The sequence below is a fragment of the Citrobacter youngae genome (assembly GCF_003818115.1).
GTDB lineage: Bacteria > Pseudomonadota > Gammaproteobacteria > Enterobacterales > Enterobacteriaceae > Citrobacter > Citrobacter youngae.
Window position 1 is genome coordinate 60115 of record NZ_RPOI01000016.1, and the last position, 17898, is coordinate 78012.

Annotated in this window: 15 protein-coding genes; 9 read left to right on the forward strand and 6 right to left on the reverse strand. The window is 51.4% G+C overall.

Annotated features, from left to right (window positions below; all coding sequences use genetic code 11):
* The first annotated feature begins 136 nt into the window (after positions 1–136).
* Positions 137–679: a cell division protein ZapC gene (gene zapC / locus EHN13_RS13330; RefSeq protein ID WP_061067635.1), complete on the forward strand. Its 543-nt coding sequence runs from the start codon at positions 137–139 to the stop codon at positions 677–679.
* Here zapC and EHN13_RS13335 read toward each other — a convergent pair.
* Positions 676–1782 carry a YcbX family protein gene (locus tag EHN13_RS13335; protein WP_048212118.1) on the reverse strand — a complete coding sequence of 369 codons (1107 nt, stop codon included), beginning with the start codon at positions 1780–1782 and terminating at the stop codon, positions 676–678. The genes zapC and EHN13_RS13335 overlap by 4 nt on opposite strands.
* A 98-nt stretch (positions 1783–1880) precedes the next feature.
* Here EHN13_RS13335 and rlmKL point away from each other — a divergent pair, with 98 nt between their 5' ends.
* The 6 genes from rlmKL (at position 1881) to rmf (ending at position 9807) form a co-directional block, all read left to right on the forward strand.
* Complete coding sequence (gene rlmKL / locus EHN13_RS13340; protein WP_101742827.1) at positions 1881–3989, forward strand: bifunctional 23S rRNA (guanine(2069)-N(7))-methyltransferase RlmK/23S rRNA (guanine(2445)-N(2))-methyltransferase RlmL; 2109 nt, start codon at positions 1881–1883, stop codon at positions 3987–3989.
* 12 nt (positions 3990–4001) lie between these two features.
* On the forward strand, positions 4002–5909 hold the full coding sequence (locus EHN13_RS13345) for an ABC transporter ATP-binding protein (RefSeq protein ID WP_101742826.1): 1908 nt from the start codon (positions 4002–4004) through the stop codon (positions 5907–5909).
* A gap of 14 nt (positions 5910–5923) precedes the next feature.
* Positions 5924–7177 (forward strand): membrane integrity-associated transporter subunit PqiA, encoded by a 1254-nt coding sequence (gene pqiA, locus EHN13_RS13350; RefSeq protein ID WP_101742825.1) that lies wholly within the window; start codon positions 5924–5926, stop codon positions 7175–7177.
* A 4-nt stretch (positions 7178–7181) separates the two neighbouring features.
* Positions 7182–8822 (forward strand): intermembrane transport protein PqiB, encoded by a 1641-nt coding sequence (gene pqiB / locus EHN13_RS13355; protein WP_124021541.1) that lies wholly within the window; start codon positions 7182–7184, stop codon positions 8820–8822.
* Complete coding sequence (gene pqiC / locus EHN13_RS13360; protein ID WP_124021542.1) at positions 8819–9382, forward strand: membrane integrity-associated transporter subunit PqiC; 564 nt, start codon at positions 8819–8821, stop codon at positions 9380–9382. Before pqiB ends, pqiC begins: the two co-directional genes overlap by 4 nt.
* Before the next feature lie 257 nt (positions 9383–9639).
* A complete protein-coding gene (gene rmf / locus EHN13_RS13365; RefSeq protein WP_003035871.1) occupies positions 9640–9807 on the forward strand; it encodes a ribosome modulation factor in 168 nt (55 codons plus the stop codon).
* A gap of 121 nt (positions 9808–9928) precedes the next feature.
* On the opposite strand, the gene fabA is transcribed toward rmf, so the two are convergent.
* Positions 9929–10447 (reverse strand): bifunctional 3-hydroxydecanoyl-ACP dehydratase/trans-2-decenoyl-ACP isomerase, encoded by a 519-nt coding sequence (fabA, locus tag EHN13_RS13370; protein ID WP_101742843.1) that lies wholly within the window; start codon positions 10445–10447, stop codon positions 9929–9931.
* Positions 10448–10515: 68 nt separating this feature from the next.
* Positions 10516–12276 (reverse strand): AAA family ATPase, encoded by a 1761-nt coding sequence (locus EHN13_RS13375; protein WP_048212112.1) that lies wholly within the window; start codon positions 12274–12276, stop codon positions 10516–10518.
* Between the two features lie 185 nt (positions 12277–12461).
* Between EHN13_RS13375 and matP the strand changes: the two genes are divergently transcribed.
* The gene (gene matP / locus EHN13_RS13380) at positions 12462–12914 is read left to right on the forward strand and encodes a macrodomain Ter protein MatP (protein ID WP_005123520.1); all 453 of its coding nucleotides are present in this window, start codon (positions 12462–12464) and stop codon (positions 12912–12914) included.
* 98 nt (positions 12915–13012) lie between these two features.
* Here matP and ompA read toward each other — a convergent pair whose 3' ends face one another.
* Positions 13013–14062 carry a porin OmpA gene (gene ompA / locus EHN13_RS13385; RefSeq protein WP_048212110.1) on the reverse strand — a complete coding sequence of 350 codons (1050 nt, stop codon included), beginning with the start codon at positions 14060–14062 and terminating at the stop codon, positions 13013–13015.
* A gap of 355 nt (positions 14063–14417) precedes the next feature.
* A complete protein-coding gene (sulA, locus tag EHN13_RS13390; RefSeq protein WP_040231828.1) occupies positions 14418–14927 on the reverse strand; it encodes an SOS-induced cell division inhibitor SulA in 510 nt (169 codons plus the stop codon).
* A 216-nt stretch (positions 14928–15143) separates the two neighbouring features.
* Between sulA and EHN13_RS13395 the strand changes: the two genes are divergently transcribed.
* Complete coding sequence (locus EHN13_RS13395; RefSeq protein WP_048212109.1) at positions 15144–15758, forward strand: TfoX/Sxy family DNA transformation protein; 615 nt, start codon at positions 15144–15146, stop codon at positions 15756–15758.
* Here the strand turns inward: EHN13_RS13395 and yccS are convergent.
* A complete protein-coding gene (yccS, locus tag EHN13_RS13400; protein ID WP_005123516.1) occupies positions 15736–17889 on the reverse strand; it encodes a YccS family putative transporter in 2154 nt (717 codons plus the stop codon). The two genes, EHN13_RS13395 and yccS, sit on opposite strands and share 23 nt — an antisense overlap.
* Positions 17890–17898: the final 9 nt, after the last annotated feature.

Here is a 17898-nt window from a genome sequence, read left to right on the forward strand (position 1 = left end):
ATTTCTGGCCCTGGTTGTTTTATATTCCTTTACTGTTGCTTATTTAAACATTCTGAGCTTTTATTATTAAGGCAATAAACGAAGCGGCAAAAGGATACTGTCGTAATGGCGATGATTAAGGAAAGGAGAGAAACTGATGCGAATTAAACCCGACGATAACTGGCGCTGGTATTATGATGAAGAGCACGATCGTATGATGCTCGATTTAGCCAATGGCATGTTATTCCGCTCGCGTTTTGCGCGTAAAATGCTCACGCCTGATGCTTTTTCTCCATCTGGTTTTTGTGTTGATGACGCCGCGCTTTATTTCTCCTTCGAAGAAAAATGCCGTTATCTGGATTTAGCTAAAGAACAAAAAGCGGAACTGGTGCTAAATGCGCTGGTGGCTATTCGGTATCTTAAACCGCAAATGCCAAAAAGCTGGCACTTTGTTGCGCACGGTATTAACTGGTCGCCAACCGTGGGTGACGCCGCCTGTGTGGATTTAAGCGATACCGAAGAACAGGTAAATCTGTTAGTGGTAGAGCCGGGTGAAAATGCCGCACTGTGTTTGCTTGCGCAGCCCGGAGTGGTCATCGCTGGTCGCACCATGCAACTTGGCGATGCGATTAAAATCATGAATGACAGACTGAAACCACAGGCAATTGTCGACAGTTTCAACCTTGAGCAGGCGGTCTAACTTTCCAGCCTGATTGCTGTCTTGGGTACACAACTGCAGCAAAGAATCGTTCCGTCATCGCCAATCGCTGATTTTTTCAGTGGGTTGACTTCGCCTTCTACCAGCCGAATCCGGCAGCATCCGCAAATTCCCGCACGACACGAGTAGGGAACACGGATCCCCTGGTTTTCCAGCTGTTCCAACAATACCTGCTGATTATTTCCGCGAAACGTTTGACCCTGCCAGTCAATCATCACTGTTGCATCGGGTTGTTGTTGCAAAGCCGTATCATCAGATTCCGCCGCGCTGTACAGCCGGGCGGGTCGGGTCGCCAGTATTTCGACTTCATCACCTACACGAATTACGCCGCTATTACGGGCGATGAGATTCTGGCCGAAATCGACATCACCGTTGTCCGCCGCCGTGCGGAAGGTTTGCAGCGTTGCCAGTGGCTCGCCAGACGGATGTTTCTGGCCTTTTTCCGGGCTGACGGTAGTGAAAATACAGCGGCTACAGGGTTTTGCCACATCAAAAATGACGTCGCCGATGCGAATCACTTTCCAGGTATCTTCTTCCCAGGCGCCAGCGCCTGAAATCACCAGATTAGGGCGAAACTGTTCCATTTTGACGCTTGCCGGGCAGCGCTGTTGCAGATCGCGTAGCGACGCTTCATTGGTCAGCAGGTAGGGATAACCGTCGGCGAAGGATAAGGGAACGTCATCGTGGCGCTTTACCCGGCGCGTCAGTTGCGGGCCAACCCAACGCAACTGCACATCACGGGAAAAGAAACCGCTGATCCAGCGATTGATATCCGCTGGTGCTACTCGCGCGGTAAAATGGTTTCCCCACACTTCTGTTGGTGCATCCTGGGTGGCAAAGTCGGCAAAGCGCACTAACGCGCTGCTGCCGTCTGGCGCCGTAAGATGCAGTCCATCGTGGAAAGGAGAAGGGGTAAAGCGGACCATTTGCGGGAACTGTCGGGCAGTGATGAACGTTCCGTCAGGTTCAGTGATCATAAATATGCGATCAAAGGCAAGGCCGCTGATATCTGCCAGGGCGTGCGTTAGCCCAATGCCGCGCATTGATTTAACCGGATGGATAAAAAGTCGGGTTAACGTGACCACTGTACAGCCCCTCGAATGAAAATAAGCCTTCAACTTTATGACATACAGCCCATATTAGCTATAATGCGCAGCAATTTTCTTGGAGTAAAAGTGACATTATGAATTCTCTGTTTGCCAGTACGGCCCGCGGGCTGGAAGAGCTGTTAAAAACTGAACTGGAAAACCTCGGCGCGCTGGAGTGCCAGGTCGTTCAGGGTGGGGTCCATTTTAAGGGCGACACGCGGCTTGTTTACCAGAGCCTGATGTGGAGCCGCCTGGCCTCGCGCATTATCCTGCCGATGGGAGAATGCAAGGTCTACAGCGATCTTGATCTGTACCTCGGCGTTCAGGCAATCGACTGGACAGAGATATTTAATCCTGGTGCCACCTTTGCCGTGCATTTTAGCGGCCTGAACGAGACGATTCGTAATAGTCAGTACGGTGCACTGAAAGTAAAGGATGCGATTGTCGATGCCTTTACCCGTAAAAACCTGCCGCGTCCGAACGTAGATCGTGAATCACCCGATCTGCGCATTAACGTCTGGTTGAACAAAGATACCGCCAGCATCGCCCTCGATCTGAGCGGTGACGGCCTGCATCAGCGTGGTTATCGCGATCGCGCTGGTCAGGCGCCGATCAAAGAGACGCTGGCGGCCGCCATTGTGATGCGTTCAGGCTGGCAGCCGGGTACGCCGTTACTCGATCCGATGTGTGGTTCCGGCACACTGCTGATTGAAGCGGCGATGTGGGCAACCGATCGCGCGCCGGGCCTGCACCGTGGCTACTGGGGCTTCAATGGTTGGGCGCAGCACGATGAAGTCGTCTGGCAAGAAGTCAAAGCCGAAGCACAGGTTCGTGCGCGCAAAGGGTTGGCGGACTATACCTCGCACTTCTATGGATCTGACAGCGATGCGCGGGTAATTGAAAAAGCGCGTAGTAATGCCCGCCGCGCCGGTATTGCCGATCTGATGACGTTTGAAGTTAAAGATGTCGCTAAACTGAGCAACCCGCTGCCTAAAGGACCGTATGGTACGGTTATCAGCAACCCGCCATACGGCGAACGTCTGGATAGCGAACCGGCGTTGATAGCTCTGCACAGCCTGCTGGGACGCACGATGAAAAACCAGTTTGGCGGCTGGAATTTGTCGCTGTTCAGCGCCTCGCCGGATCTGCTCAGCAGCCTGCAATTGCGTGCGGATAAACAGTTTAAAGCGAAAAATGGTCCGCTGGATTGCGTACAGAAGAACTATCACGTTGCAGAAACGACCGCTGACAGCAAACCTGCAACGGTGGCGGAAGATTATGCCAACCGCCTGCGCAAGAATATTAAGAAATTGGAAAAATGGGCACGTCAGGAAGGGATTGAATGCTATCGCCTGTATGACGCTGACCTGCCGGAATACAACGTTGCAGTGGACCGCTATGGTGACTGGGTCGTGGTTCAGGAATATGCGCCGCCGAAGACGGTTGATGCGCAGAAAGCACGTCAACGCCTGTTCGACATTATCGCCGCAACGCTGTCGGTACTGGAAATCGCACCAAACAAACTGGTGCTGAAAACCCGTGAGCGCCAGAAAGGGAAGAACCAATACCAGAAAATGAACGAGAAGGGCGAGTTCATTGAGGTGAGCGAGTATAACGCGCGCCTGTGGGTAAACCTGACCGATTATCTGGATACCGGCCTGTTCCTCGATCACCGAATTGCACGCCGCATGTTGGGGCAGATGAGCAAAGGGAAAGACTTCCTTAACCTGTTCTCCTATACCGGCAGCGCCAGCGTACATGCGGGATTGGGCGGTGCGCGCAGCACCACAACGGTAGATATGTCGCGTACCTATCTGGAATGGGCAGAGCGTAACCTGCGACTGAACGGGTTAAGCGGACGTGCGCACCGCTTGATTCAGGCCGACTGCCTGGGCTGGCTGCGTGATGCCAATGAACAGTTTGATCTGATCTTCATTGATCCGCCGACGTTCTCTAACTCTAAGCGTATGGAAGACTCGTTCGATGTGCAGCGCGATCATCTGGCGCTGATGAAAGATCTGAAACGCCTGCTGCGTAAAGACGGCACGATTATGTTCTCCAACAACAAACGTGGATTCCGTATGGACCTCGACGGTCTGGCTGAACTGGGATTGAAAGCACAAGAAATTACCCAAAAAACGCTTTCCCAGGACTTTGCCCGTAACCGCCAGATCCACAACTGCTGGCTGATTACCGCAGCCTGAAAGGAAAAATAAATGTCATTGATCAGTATGCATGGCGCATGGCTGTCGTTCAGCGATTCGCCACTTCTTGATAATGCAGAATTGCATATCGAGGATAACGAACGCGTCTGTCTGGTAGGCCGTAACGGCGCGGGCAAATCGACGCTGATGAAGATCCTGAACCGTGAGCAGGGTCTTGACGATGGGCGTATTATTTATGAGCAGGATCTGGTTGTGGCGCGTCTGCAGCAGGATCCGCCGCGCAACGTGCAGGGTAGCGTCTACGATTTCGTCGCCGAAGGGATTGCAGAACAGGCGGTTTACCTCAAGCGTTATCATGATATCTCGCATCTGGTGATCACCGATCCGAGTGATAAAAACCTCCAGGAACTGGCGAAGGTTCAGGAACAGCTGGATCACCATAATCTGTGGCAGCTGGAAAACCGTATTAATGAAGTACTGGAACAGCTTGGCCTGGAAGCAGACATGGAGCTGGCATCGCTTTCCGGCGGCTGGCTACGTAAGGCGGCGCTGGGCCGCGCGTTAGTGAGCAACCCGCGCGTGCTGCTGCTGGATGAACCGACGAACCACCTGGATATTGAAACCATCGACTGGCTGGAAGGGTTCCTGAAAACCTTCAATGGGACAATCATTTTCATCTCCCACGACCGTTCATTTATTCGCAATATGGCGACGCGCATTGTCGATCTCGACCGCGGCAAGCTGGTGACCTATCCGGGGAACTACGATCAGTATCTGCTGGATAAAGAAGAAGCGTTGCGCGTAGAAGAGTTACAAAACGCGGAATTTGATCGCAAGTTGGCGCAGGAAGAAGTCTGGATCCGTCAGGGTATCAAAGCGCGTCGAACCCGCAATGAAGGTCGCGTGCGTGCGCTGAAAGCCATGCGTCGCGAGCGTGGCGAGCGGCGTGAAGTGATGGGCACAGCGAAGATGCAGGTCGAAGAAGCGAGCCGCTCAGGCAAGATTGTTTTCGAAATGGAGAATGTTGATTACCAGGTTGACGGGAAGCAGCTGGTGAAAGATTTCTCCGCGCAGGTCCAGCGCAGCGACAAAATTGCCTTAATTGGGCCTAACGGCTGCGGCAAAACAACGCTGCTGAAGCTGATGCTGGGACAATTACAGGCCGACAGTGGTCGCATCCACGTCGGGACGAAACTGGAAGTTGCCTATTTCGACCAGCACCGTGCTGAACTGGATCCGGATAAAACCGTGATGGATAACCTTGCTGAAGGTAAGCAAGAGGTGATGGTGAACGGTAAGCCGCGCCATGTGCTGGGCTATCTTCAGGACTTCCTGTTCCATCCGAAACGTGCGATGACGCCAGTACGTGCTCTCTCTGGCGGGGAACGCAATCGCCTGCTGTTGGCGCGTTTGTTCCTGAAACCCAGCAATCTGTTAATTCTCGATGAACCCACCAACGATCTCGACGTCGAAACGCTGGAACTGCTCGAAGAGTTGATTGACGGTTATCAGGGGACCGTATTGCTGGTAAGCCACGACCGTCAGTTTGTTGACAATACTGTTACCGAGTGCTGGATTTTTGAAGGTGGCGGCAAAATTGGTCGTTATGTGGGCGGCTATCATGACGCGCGTGGCCAACAAACACAGTATGTGGCGTTTAAACAACCCGTTGAGAAAAAAACGGAGGAAACTGTTGCGCCTAAAGCAGAAATTGTAAAACGCGGCACCAGCAAACTAAGCTATAAACTACAGCGCGAACTGGAGCAGCTTCCTGCGCTGCTTGAAGAACTGGAAGCTAAGCTGGAAGCCTTACAGACTCAGGTTGCTGACGCCGCGTTTTTTAGTCAGCCGCACGAGCAAACGCAACAGGTGTTAGCTAATCTGAACGAAGCAGAACAAGAACTTGAGCAAGCCTTTGAGCGCTGGGAGTATCTTGAGTCTTTGAAGAATGGCGCATAATTAAAGGAGCACATATGTGCGAACATCACCATGCCGCGAAGCATATTTTGTGCTCGCAGTGTGACATGCTGGTGGCGCTTCCTCGCCTTGAGCATGGTCAGAAAGCGGCATGTCCACGATGTGGCACTACGTTAACGGTTGAGTGGGACGCGCCCCGGCAGCGTCCTACCGCCTATGTGTTAGCAGCATTGTTCATGCTGCTTTTATCAAACCTGTTTCCCTTTGTGAATATGAACGTCGCAGGGGTGAGCAGCGAAGTCACGTTGCTGGAGATCCCGAGCGTTCTCTTTTCGGAGGACTATGCCAGTCTCGGCACTTTCTTTTTGCTCTTCGTGCAACTGGTTCCAGCTTTTTGCCTGCTGACTATTTTGCTGCTGGTAAATCGGGTTGAGATGCCGGGGCGGTTCAAAGTGCGGTTAGCGCGCGTCTTGTTTCAGCTAAAAAGCTGGGGAATGGCCGAAATCTTCCTCGCGGGCGTGCTGGTGAGCTTTGTTAAACTAATGGCCTATGGCGATATCGGTGTGGGCAGTAGTTTCATCCCGTGGTGCTTCTTTTGTCTTCTCCAGTTACGAGCATTCCAGTGTGTCGATCGTCGCTGGCTGTGGGATGATATTGCGCCAATGCCTGTCATAAAGCAGGCCTTAAAACCTGGCGTGCCTGGTATTCGACAGGGACTGCGTTCCTGCTCTTGCTGCACTGCAATACTTCCGGCTGATGAGCTGGTGTGTCCGCGTTGTCAAACGAAAGGCTATGTGCGGCGTAAAAACAGTTTGCAATGGACACTGGCACTACTGTTCACGTCGATCATGCTTTATCTTCCTGCCAATATTCTGCCGATTATGATCACCGATCTGCTGGGGTCAAAACTGCCATCAACCATTCTTGAGGGCGTGGTTTTAATCTGGAGCGAAGGTTCTTATCCCGTGGCTGCAGTTATCTTTATCGCCAGTATTATGGTGCCGACCTTAAAAATGATCGCCATTGCCTGGCTATGTTGGGATGCCAAAGGGCATGGCAAACGTGACAGCGAACGTATGCACCTGATTTATGAGGTGGTGGAATTTGTCGGTCGCTGGTCAATGATCGACGTTTTTGTTATTGCGGTACTCTCTGCGCTGGTGCGCATGGGAGGGTTAATGAACATTTATCCTGCAATGGGTGCTTTGATGTTTGCTTTAGTCGTCATTATGACAATGTTTTCTGCGATGACATTTGATCCGCGTCTGTCGTGGGACCGTGAACCAGAACCAGGCCATGAGGAGTCCTGACAGCATGGAATCTAAAAGTGGGGAAGCCAAAGTGCAGAAGGTAAAAAACTGGTCGCCCGTGTGGATATTCCCGATCGTCACTGCACTCATTGGCGCATGGGTTCTGTTTTACCACTACAGCCATCAGGGGCCGGAAGTCACGTTGATTACGACCAATGCCGAAGGTATTGAAGGGGGCAAAACGACGATTAAGAGCCGCAGTGTGGACGTCGGCATCGTTGAGAGCGCAACCCTGACGGATGATCTGACCCATGTGGAGATTAAAACGCGTCTTAATTCCGGTATGGAAAAGCTGCTGCATAAAGATTCTGTTTTTTGGGTTGTGAAGCCGCAGGTGGGGCGTGAAGGTATCAGTGGCCTGGGAACGCTGTTGTCCGGGGCATATATTGAGCTGCAACCCGGTAATAAAGGCAGCAAGCTGGAAAATTACCAATTGCTCGATTCTCCACCGCTGGCGCCGCCTGATGCGAAAGGGATCCGCGTGATCCTGGACAGTAAAAAAGCCGGTCAATTGAGTCCGGGTGACCCGGTGCTGTTCCGTGGATATCGCGTGGGCTCGGTTGAGACCAGCACGTTTGATGCTCAAAAACGCACGATCAGCTACCAGCTTTTCATCAATGCGCCAAACGATCGACTGGTAACCAGTAATGTCCGTTTCTGGAAAGACAGCGGTATTGCCGTCGATCTCACTTCGGCAGGTATGCGAGTAGAAATGGGCTCGCTCACGACGCTGTTTGGCGGTGGGGTAAGCTTTGACGTACCGGAAGGGCTGGAGCAAGGCCAACCGGTTGAACAGCATTCCTCTTTTAATCTGTATGACGATCAAAAAAGTATTCAGGATTCCTTGTATACCGATCACATTGATTACCTGATGTTCTTCAAGGATTCAATTCGTGGTCTGCAGCCGGGTGCGCCGTTGGAATTCCGTGGTATACGCCTGGGTACAGTAAGTAAAGTGCCTTTCTTCGCGCCAAATATGCGCCAGGTATTTAACAATGATTACCGCATTCCTGTTCTGGTGCGTATTGAACCTGAACGGCTGAAAGCGCAGTTGGGTGAAGACACCGATGTGGGGGCTCATCTTGCTGAGTTGCTCAAACGTGGGCTGAGAGGCTCATTGAAGACGGGGAACCTGGTGACCGGCGCGCTGTATGTCGATCTCGACTTTTACCCGAAAGAGCCGCCAATTACAGGGGTACGCGAGTTTAATGGTTATCAAATTATCCCAACAGTGAGTGGCGGTCTGGCGCAGATTCAGCAACGTCTGATGGAAGCGTTGGATAAGATTAATGGCCTGCCGCTGAACCCGATGATTGAGCAGGCAACCAATACGCTGTCGGAAAGCCAGCGCACGATGAAGCATCTGCAAACTACGCTGGATAACATGAATAAGATCACGTCCAGCCAGTCGATGCAGCAGCTTCCTGCGGATATGCAGAATACGTTGCGTGAACTGAATCGCAGCATGCAGGGCTTCCAGCCGGGTTCTGCGGCCTACAACAAGATGGTGGCAGATATGCAGCGTCTTGATCAGGTACTGCGTGAACTGCAGCCGGTTCTGAAAACGCTGAACGACAAGAGCAACGCGCTGGTGTTTGAAGCGAAGGACAAAAAAGATCCAGAGCCGAAGAGGGCGAAACAATGAAAAAGTGGCTAGTGGTGATGATGGCGGTCTGGCTGACGTCATGTAGCTCCGGCGGAGAGAGTAAAAGCTATTATCAGCTCCCCATTGCGCAAGGGGGGGGACAAAGTTCAGCTAATCAGGGCAATCGCCTGTTGTGGGTTGAACAGGTTGCAGTACCTGATTACCTGGCGGGGAATGGTGTGGTGTACCAGACCAGCGACGTGAAGTATGTGATAGCAAATAACAATCTCTGGGCCAGCCCACTGGATCAGCAGCTGCGTAATACCCTTGTCGCAAATCTCAGTATGCAACTTCCTGGTTGGGTGGTCGCTTCTCAGCCGTTGGGAAGCACTCAGGATACGCTTAACGTGACGGTGACAGGCTTTCACGGACGTTACGACGGCAAAGTGATTGTCAGCGGTGAATGGTTGCTGAATCACCAGGGGCAATTAATCAAGCGTCCGTTCCATATCGAAGTTGTACAGACGCAGGATGGCTACGATGAAATGGTGAAAGTTCTGGCCAGCGCCTGGAGTCAGGAAGCGACGGCAATCGCCCAGGAGCTGAAACGCATTCCATAAGCTTAAATAATTGTAAATTATGCCGCCTCAGGCTCATCGCCAGAGGCGGTTTTTTTTTTTTTTTTTAGCAGTTGAGGTAGCTGTTCTGACAGAGAATTTTTGTACAAATGATTTACCAGCTAGCTCACAAATATGACACTGGCGTGAATTTTGCGCATTGACGAGTCTGATGTTTAGGGGTATTCGTTTAGTGTGATTGCACACTTAGTAATCACTGTTTTCTTTTCCACCAGACCTAAAAATGAGGGAAACGAGGCATGAAGAGACAAAAACGAGATCGCCTGGAACGGGCACATCAACGTGGATATCAGGCCGGCATTGCCGGACGCTCAAAAGAAATGTGTCCCTATCAGACGCTGAATCAGAGGTCATACTGGCTGGGAGGCTGGCGAGAAGCCATGGGGGATAGGGTTTTAATGGCCTGATTCTGTCTCTTTAGATAAAAGAAACCTCCGCTAAGCGGAGGTTTCGCCTTTTGTAGACCGGCAAAATAACGTGCGCTGCCATTCGGCCATGTCGCACTGCCAGACCTACAGATGTCTGCGATTAGAACGCCGAGGTGTCCTGGAACAGACCCACTTTCAGATCATTTGCGGTGTAGATCAGGCGACCATCAACCAGCACTTCACCATCAGCCAGACCCATGATCAGGCGGCGGTTAACGATGCGTTTGAAGTGAATGCGGTAAGTGACTTTCTTCGCGGTCGGCAGAACCTGACCTGTGAATTTCACTTCGCCCACGCCCAGTGCACGGCCTTTACCTTCGCCGCCCAACCAGCCGAGATAGAATCCAACCAACTGCCACATGGCATCCAGACCCAGGCAACCTGGCATTACCGGATCGCCGATAAAATGGCATCCGAAGAACCACAGGTCCGGGCTGATGTCCAGTTCAGCTTCCACATAACCTTTGTCAAAGTTGCCGCCGGTTTCGGTCATCTTGATGACACGATCCATCATCAGCATGCTTGGTGCAGGCAGTTGTGGGCCTTTAGCACCAAACAGCTCACCGCGACCAGAGGCAAGAAGGTCTTCTTTTGTATAGGATTCGCGTTTATCTACCATGTTCTCTGTAAGCCTTATTTTATTGAAGCACGCAGGATAGCTAACACGTGTACGCTGAACAAGTCCGATCAGTTCGGAATAATCCAATTCAGCCAACGTAGCGGCCATGGAAAACGGTGACGGCCTTCCTGTTGCGTTGCCGCAGCAATACGCTCCTGGATAGTTTGCATCAGCGTCGTCTGACCTTCTCCATCCCACACCAAATTTAATAGCAGTGGCAGCGCATCGGTCACGTCGTCTACTGCCCAGATAGTGAATTTTTCTTCTTCAACAGCCTGCAACAGTGCGGGTGGCAGGCTCAGATGTCTGACGTTGGCTGCGGGGATAATCACACCCTGAGTCCCCGTTAATTCACGCTGCTGGCAGATGGCAAAGAAGCCTTCAATTTTCTCATTCAGACCGCCGACAGGTTGAGCACGACCAAACTGATCGACAGAACCGGTTATCGCGATGCTTTGATTGACGGGAACGTCAGCGAGGGCGCTTATTAGCGCACACAGTTCTGCCATAGAGGCGCTGTCACCGTCTACTTCACTGTATGATTGCTCAAATGTCAGAGAGGCAGAGAACGGTATTTGCTGTTCAAGCTGGAGTTCCGACATCAGGAACGCCTGCATAATCATCATACCCTTGGCATGAATATTTCCGCCCAGCTCGGCTTTACGTTCAATATCGGTAAATTCGCCATCGCCAATATGCACGACGCAACTGATACGTGAAGGTTCACCAAATGCGCGGGGATGACCTGGAAATTCGATCACCGACAGGGCGTTTATTTGTCCAATACGCTCGCCTTCCGTTTCAATGAGGATCTGCTCTTGCAGGATCTCATCCTGCATCCGTTCAGAGAGGAATCCTTCTCGCCATTCACGCTGAGCAAGCATCAGGCTCAATTGCTCCGCAGTGCAGGTATCACTGTCGCAAAGAGGGGCCACTTCTTTGAGCTGGCGGGTGATCCATAGCGGATTAAGCGGCAGCGTATCCTGTTCGCCGGTATAGCGAACGGCTTCGCGGATGAGAACCTGCCAGGCATCGGCAGCGGGATAGGGCAGATTGTTGCGGCGGGCAGTATGCGTTACCCACTGACACCACTGTGTCATGGTTTCGGCATCCACTATCTGCAAGTTATCTTCAAATTCGCTGTAGATAGCCTGTTCTGCCAGTTCTGGTTCCATTTCCTGGAAGTCTGCCAGCGATTCACGTTCGCCGACCAACACCACTTTCAGTTTAAGCGGCATAGAAGGGACGGAGACTGGCAGGGGGCGAGACTCATCAAAGGCCACCCAGTCAAAACGTTCGTGGCTGACAATGGCTTTCAGGCGCATCCACAACAACGGCTGAGCCAGAAGTGTGCGCAATGAGATAACCAGCACACCGCCGTTGGCCTGATGGACCAGTCCCGGTTGCAGCGTAATTTCGCCATTGAACTGGCGCAGACAGCCAAACAGTTGTTCGGCCTCAACCCAGTCAGCATTAACCACCTGAGTTAACGTCGCAAAGTTGTCGTCTGCTTTCTCTGCTGCGCGGTAACGAATAGTGTGGCCGGATACATCGTAATGCCCCCCGGTTAACTTATCGGCATCCGCATGCAAGGTACGTGCAGCCGTTGCAATAAGATTGAGATACTCCAGCTCTTCGGGCGCTTTCACCAGCATAAACGAGGACGTAGCCCAGTGCTGAAGAAGTTGCTCTAGCGCGAATTGTAAACGTGGCTGAGTATCACTGAGTAAGGTGTCGGTGTCGTCAGTGACGTGCGGCTGTGCAAATATTTCCTGATAGCTATCGGTATCAGGAACCAGATCACGCCATGCAAGTTTCGTAATGGTCAAAGTTGATGTTTTTTAGTCTGTTGTAAAAAACGAGATTATACCGTAACCATCAGCACTGCACACGTGGAAAGCGCCGCTAAACGAATGTGATGACGAGCGACAGTTCACAGGCTGGATATTCTTTTCTTCAGATGCCGAAAAAGCTGATATTCTGATAAGAGTTACACGGTAACATTGAGATCGCAATGAAATATCAACAACTTGAAAATCTTGAAAGCGGATGGAAATGGAAGTACCTGGTGAAGAAGCATCGCGAGGGGGAGTTGATTACCCGCTATGTGGAAGCCAGCGCTGCCAAAGAAGCCGTTGATTTGTTGCTAACCCTCGAAAATGAACCGGTTCGGGTCAACGCCTGGATTGAAGAATACATGAACCCAGCACTGCTCAATCGTATGAAGCAAACGATCCGGGCGAGGCGTAAGCGGCACTTTAATGCAGAACATCAGCATACGCGTAAGAAATCGATCGATCTGGAGTTTATGGTCTGGCAGCGTTTAGCCGGGCTTGCGCAGCGACGTGGTAAAACTCTCTCAGAAACGATTGTGCAGTTGATTGAAGATGCGGAACATAAAGAAAAGTATGCGAACAAGATGTCGACATTGAAACAGGATCTACAGGCGTTACTGGGTAAAGAGTAGGGTACGGGTAACGTCAATATGGAGCGTGTCTGTGCTTTTGCATGATATGTAGGTGAAAAAAAACCCCGCCAGGCGGGGTTTTTTTATAAGACGATAACTTAAGCCTGAGGCTGAGTTACAACGTCTTTGATGCCTTTAACTTCGATCTCAACACGACGATCCGGAGCCAGGCAGTCGATCAGCGCAGCGCGAGCTTTCACGTTGTCACAGGTGTTGCCGGTAACCGGGTTGGATTCGCCCATACCACGTGCGGAGATTTTGTCAGAAGGAATACCTTTAGAGATCAGGTAATCAACAACAGACTGAGCACGTTTCTCAGACAGACCCTGGTTGTAAGCGTCAGAACCGATGCGGTCAGTGAAGCCCAGAACAACGACGGAACCGTCTTTCGGATCCAGGTTGCTCAGCTGGCTGTACATCTGATCCAGAGCCTGCTGGCCTTCTGGTTTCAGAGTCGCTTTGTTGAAGTTGAACAGAACGTCAGACTTCAGAGTGAAGTGTTTGGTCTGTACTTCTGGAGCCGGAGCCGGAGCCGGAGCAACTACCGGAGCTGCTTCTTCCTGCTGGCCGAAACGGTAAGAAACACCAACGCTCAACAGACCGTTGTCTGGACGACCACCAACGGTGTTCGCGTCACCGATGTTGTTGGTCCACTGGTATTCCAGACGGGTAGCGATTTCAGGAGTAATTGCATACTCTACGCCGCCAGCGAATACTGGGGATACACCAGTGTCGTGGTCTTTGAAGCCGTCGTTGTTTTTAGCATCTGCACGCCAAACCATACCACCCAGACGGGTATAAACGTCCAGATCGTCAGTGATTGGGTAACCCAGTTTAGCGGTCAGCTGAACGCCCTGAGCTTTGAATGCGCCATTTTCAGTGTTGCCTTTGTACGGCATACGACCTAACCAGTCGTAACCCATTTCAAAACCAACGTACGGGTTAACCTGGTAACCACCGAACGCACCAGCACCCAGTTGGCTTTCGTGGGTCGGTCCGTTGTTGTTGATCTGATTGTTGCCGATGTCATGGAACTGGGACCAACCCAGTTTAGCACCAGTATACCAGGTGTTATCTTTCGGAGCGGCCTGCGCCACGGTAGCGAAACCAGCCAGTGCCACTGCAATTGCGATAGCTGTCTTTTTCATTTTATGCGCCTCGTTATCATCCAAAATTCGCCATGAATATCTCCAGAGAGATAACACGGTTAAATCCTTCACCCGGGGACCAGTTCAATAGTTACTCTACCGATATCTGCGGCTTACGCCGAGCACCCCTGGCGATGTAAAGTCTACAACGTAGTTGAAAACTTACAAGTGTGAAGTCCGTCAGGCATATGAAAAAAAAAGGCTTGTATACACAATATTTAACATTTGTGGATGATTAATTGTACAGCTACTATTGCGGAAACCGCTTCACACAGGCGTTCTCACAAAAAAGGTGTTAAAGCTCAAAGCCGAATTTGAGGGTGAAAAAAAATTCCAGGATAAATCCTAATTTTACTTAATGATACAAATTCGAGTGAATTTTTAGCCCGGAATGCTGTCTCCCCGCAAGTGTCTGAGCGCGTACAGGACGCATGATAAATCCCATCGCATTGCCTTCATCTGCTGCTTTTACCAGCTCGGCATGTTCATCTTCGGTTAATTCTTCCGTCAGCCAGCCAATTACGACGCTGTAGTTACCCGTGCGTAGCGCACGAACCATAGATTCCAGCGTATTGCAGGGAGAGAGTTGGCTAATTTGCATGACTTTCGTCAATGGAAGCCCGGCCGACTGCACCCACTCCCGGCTTAGTTTTTGCTGAGGCGTCAGCCACAGCTGCCAGCGCGACTGCTGACCTAATTGCTGAAGCAGGGGAAGCAGCAGGAGCTGCGTCATCATGGGCTGGTCCTCGCGATAGACCACTTCACTGATAAGCCCAGCGGTAGTGTGCTCTGACGACACGCGCGCAATTTTGCTTGCTGTGGAAGAGAACGACGAAGAACGATTTGCATAGCCTGAAGTGTACATAATCAATCCAGCCCTGTGAGTTACTGTATGGATATACAGTAACCCTGCTATCACCAAAGATCAACCTTATTTTCTGAAACAGGTTCGCAGTTTTTGGTTGTTGTTACGGGAAAAACAAAATTCATCTTGCCCCTTGCGAATAAGTTGCCTATTTTCGTCATTAACGGATCCGCTACTGCAAATCATTTTATTACGTTATGATTTAAAAGGATTTTTATGAAAAAACTTTCTTATGCAAGGATCTATAAATCACAAGAATATCTGGCGTCATTGGGGACTATTCGTTATCGATCGCTGTTTGGGGGTTATAGCCTGACGGTTGAGGACACGGTATTCGCCATGGTCGCCAGTGGCGAGTTATATCTTCGGGCCTGTGAACAGAGTGCGCAGTACTGTGTAAAACATTCCCCTGTCTGGCTGACATTTATAAAACGTGGACGTCCGGTGGTGCTCAATTATTATCAGGTGAACGATACGCTGTGGCAAAACCAGCAACAACTGGTGTCGCTATCACGGTATTCACTGGATGCGGCGTTAAAAGAAAAGCAAAGTCGTTTTGCACAGCATCGCCTGCGTGGACTGCCGAACATGACATTCCATCTGGAAACCCTGCTGAATGAAGCAGGTATAAAAGATGAAAGCACATTACGCATGTTGGGGGCAAAAATGTGCTGGTTGAAACTGCGACAGGTTAATCCCGCGCTGACGGTGAAAATACTCTATGCCCTTGAAGGCGCAATTGGGGGAATTCATGAGGCGGCGCTCCCGGCGATTCGTCGCCAGGAGCTTGTGGAGTGGGTGAGTTCTCTTACGCCTGAACCGGTGTACTAGACGGCAATGCGGCAATTTGCTGCTGTAATCGTCTGATTTCTGGTAGTAGCGCTATCAATAGGCCAACTTGCTGTACGACCAGTGGTTCTTTACTGTCCGGGCGTGGTTCAAGATGCTGAATCCGTTGCTTCAGTCCTTCAAGCGCCTGGTATACGCGTTGCTCGTCAGCGGGTTGGTGATGAAGTGCATCATCAACATAGCAAACGGCATCGTCCAGTAATGCCAGAACGTCCGGGTTGGTTAACTGTTCACGGTGTGCGCCCAGTGCTGAGATATAACTGGTAAAGGTATGGTTGAGGCACAGCAAGCGGAATGCCGTTTCGCGCGTTTGGGCAGTGACATCCGGTTCACTCGACATATTCGACACCACGGATGCCAGCTCCGCATCACGATTATGCGCATCGCGGCGCGCAATACGGTATGCCAGACGATTGTCTCGCCCCTGATGATACTGTTCGAGAATGGCATCAAGGTAACGACAGTTTGCATCGGTCGCCCGTTCAATCACCCGTGGCAGGTTGCGAAAGCGCCAGTCTGGCCAGATGAAACTGACGGCTGCCCATGCGATGGCACAACCAATCAGCGTATCGATGACGCGCGGCAGTGCGACTTCAAACCCTTCACCAAGCAGGTTAAAGCACAGCAATACCAGCAGCGTGATAAACATTGTGGCATGTGCGTACTGAACATTGCGGAAAGCAAAAAAGAGCACGCCGGTGATCACCAGCAGTATTAATTGCCCTTCCAGCGATGGGACGAACCACAGGATGGGCAGTCCAATCGCTATCCCGACTAATGTGCCGATAATCCTTAACGCCAGACGATGTCGTGTGGCGTTGTAGTTGGGCTGGCAGACAAACAGGCTGGTCAGCAGGATCCAGTAGCCATGGTTCATGCCCGTTATCTGGATAATGGCGTACCCGACGCAGAGCACCAGAGACATGCGAACCGCGTGGCGAAACAGCGCCGACTCTGGCGTAAAATTGCGACTCAGACGCAGCCAGATATCACTGAATCCGTGCGGACTGTCATCGGCAAGCTGATTTTCTGACTCATTGCGCGAGAGTACCTGAGCCTGTTCAGACTCAATGGTGGCCAGTTGCGCATCGATAGCCCGCAGGTTCGATAGTAAGAATCCCAGCGTATTGAGCAGATCTGCAGGGGCACCGCTTGCACGCATGCGCTCAAGGGCAGCATCTATATGTGTAAAGACTCGCTCAAAGTGTGGATCGTGCTGGTAAGGGGTGCGTAGCAAAATGCAGCGAGACAGTTGCGTACAGGCTTGTCCCTGCATCGACATTAGTCGCTGGAAACGAAACATCACATCGCTGTGACGGAAATGGTCGCGTAGCGTCTGGTACTGAATATGTGAGGAACTTGCGCGTTCGTGAATATCCTGCGCGACAAAATAGTAATGCAGTGTGCGGCGGGTTCCTCGCTGTCCGCGGTCACCGCGCAGACGGGTCAGTAATGATACTTTTGTTTGGTTCAGCGTCGCCATCAGTTGCCCATTGGCCAGCGCTAACTCATACAAGGGGGCCTGACTTTCATCTTCAATGTCGGGATCAAAAAGGCGGGATTTCAGCTCCAGGTAGTGTGCCAACTGTTCGTAGCTGCGTGCCAGATTGTCCTGCAGTGGACGAATCGGGAACAGAAGGTGACCGATGAGCGTCAGAAGGTTATACCAGATGGCGCCTGCAAGCAGCAGGATCGGTTGCTGATACCACTGGTCGTACAGTGATGTTCCCAGCATGGTGTAAATGGCGATCAGTAATGCACCAAAGGCGATGGTCGCATAACGCTGACCTAAGCCCCCCAGCAAAATAAAGCCGCTGGTGGAAAGCGTTAATCCAATTGCGAAAAGCCACGGCCAAGGGAAGAGCAATTCGACGGAAGCCGAAGCAATGAAAAAGCAGATCAGCGTAATGATCAAATTACGCAGACGACCCGCGAGCCGATCGTCCAGATCGGTCAGCGCGGCAGCAACCATGCCCAGCGTGAGCGGGATGGTCAGTTTGACGTCACCCAGCCACCACGGCAGCGCCGTAGTGCCGCAGAGCGCGATAAAAATCCGCACGTAGTACAGCCAGGTGCTGTTCCAGGTATAGCGTTTAAGCAGTGGACTTAACATAAAGGCCAT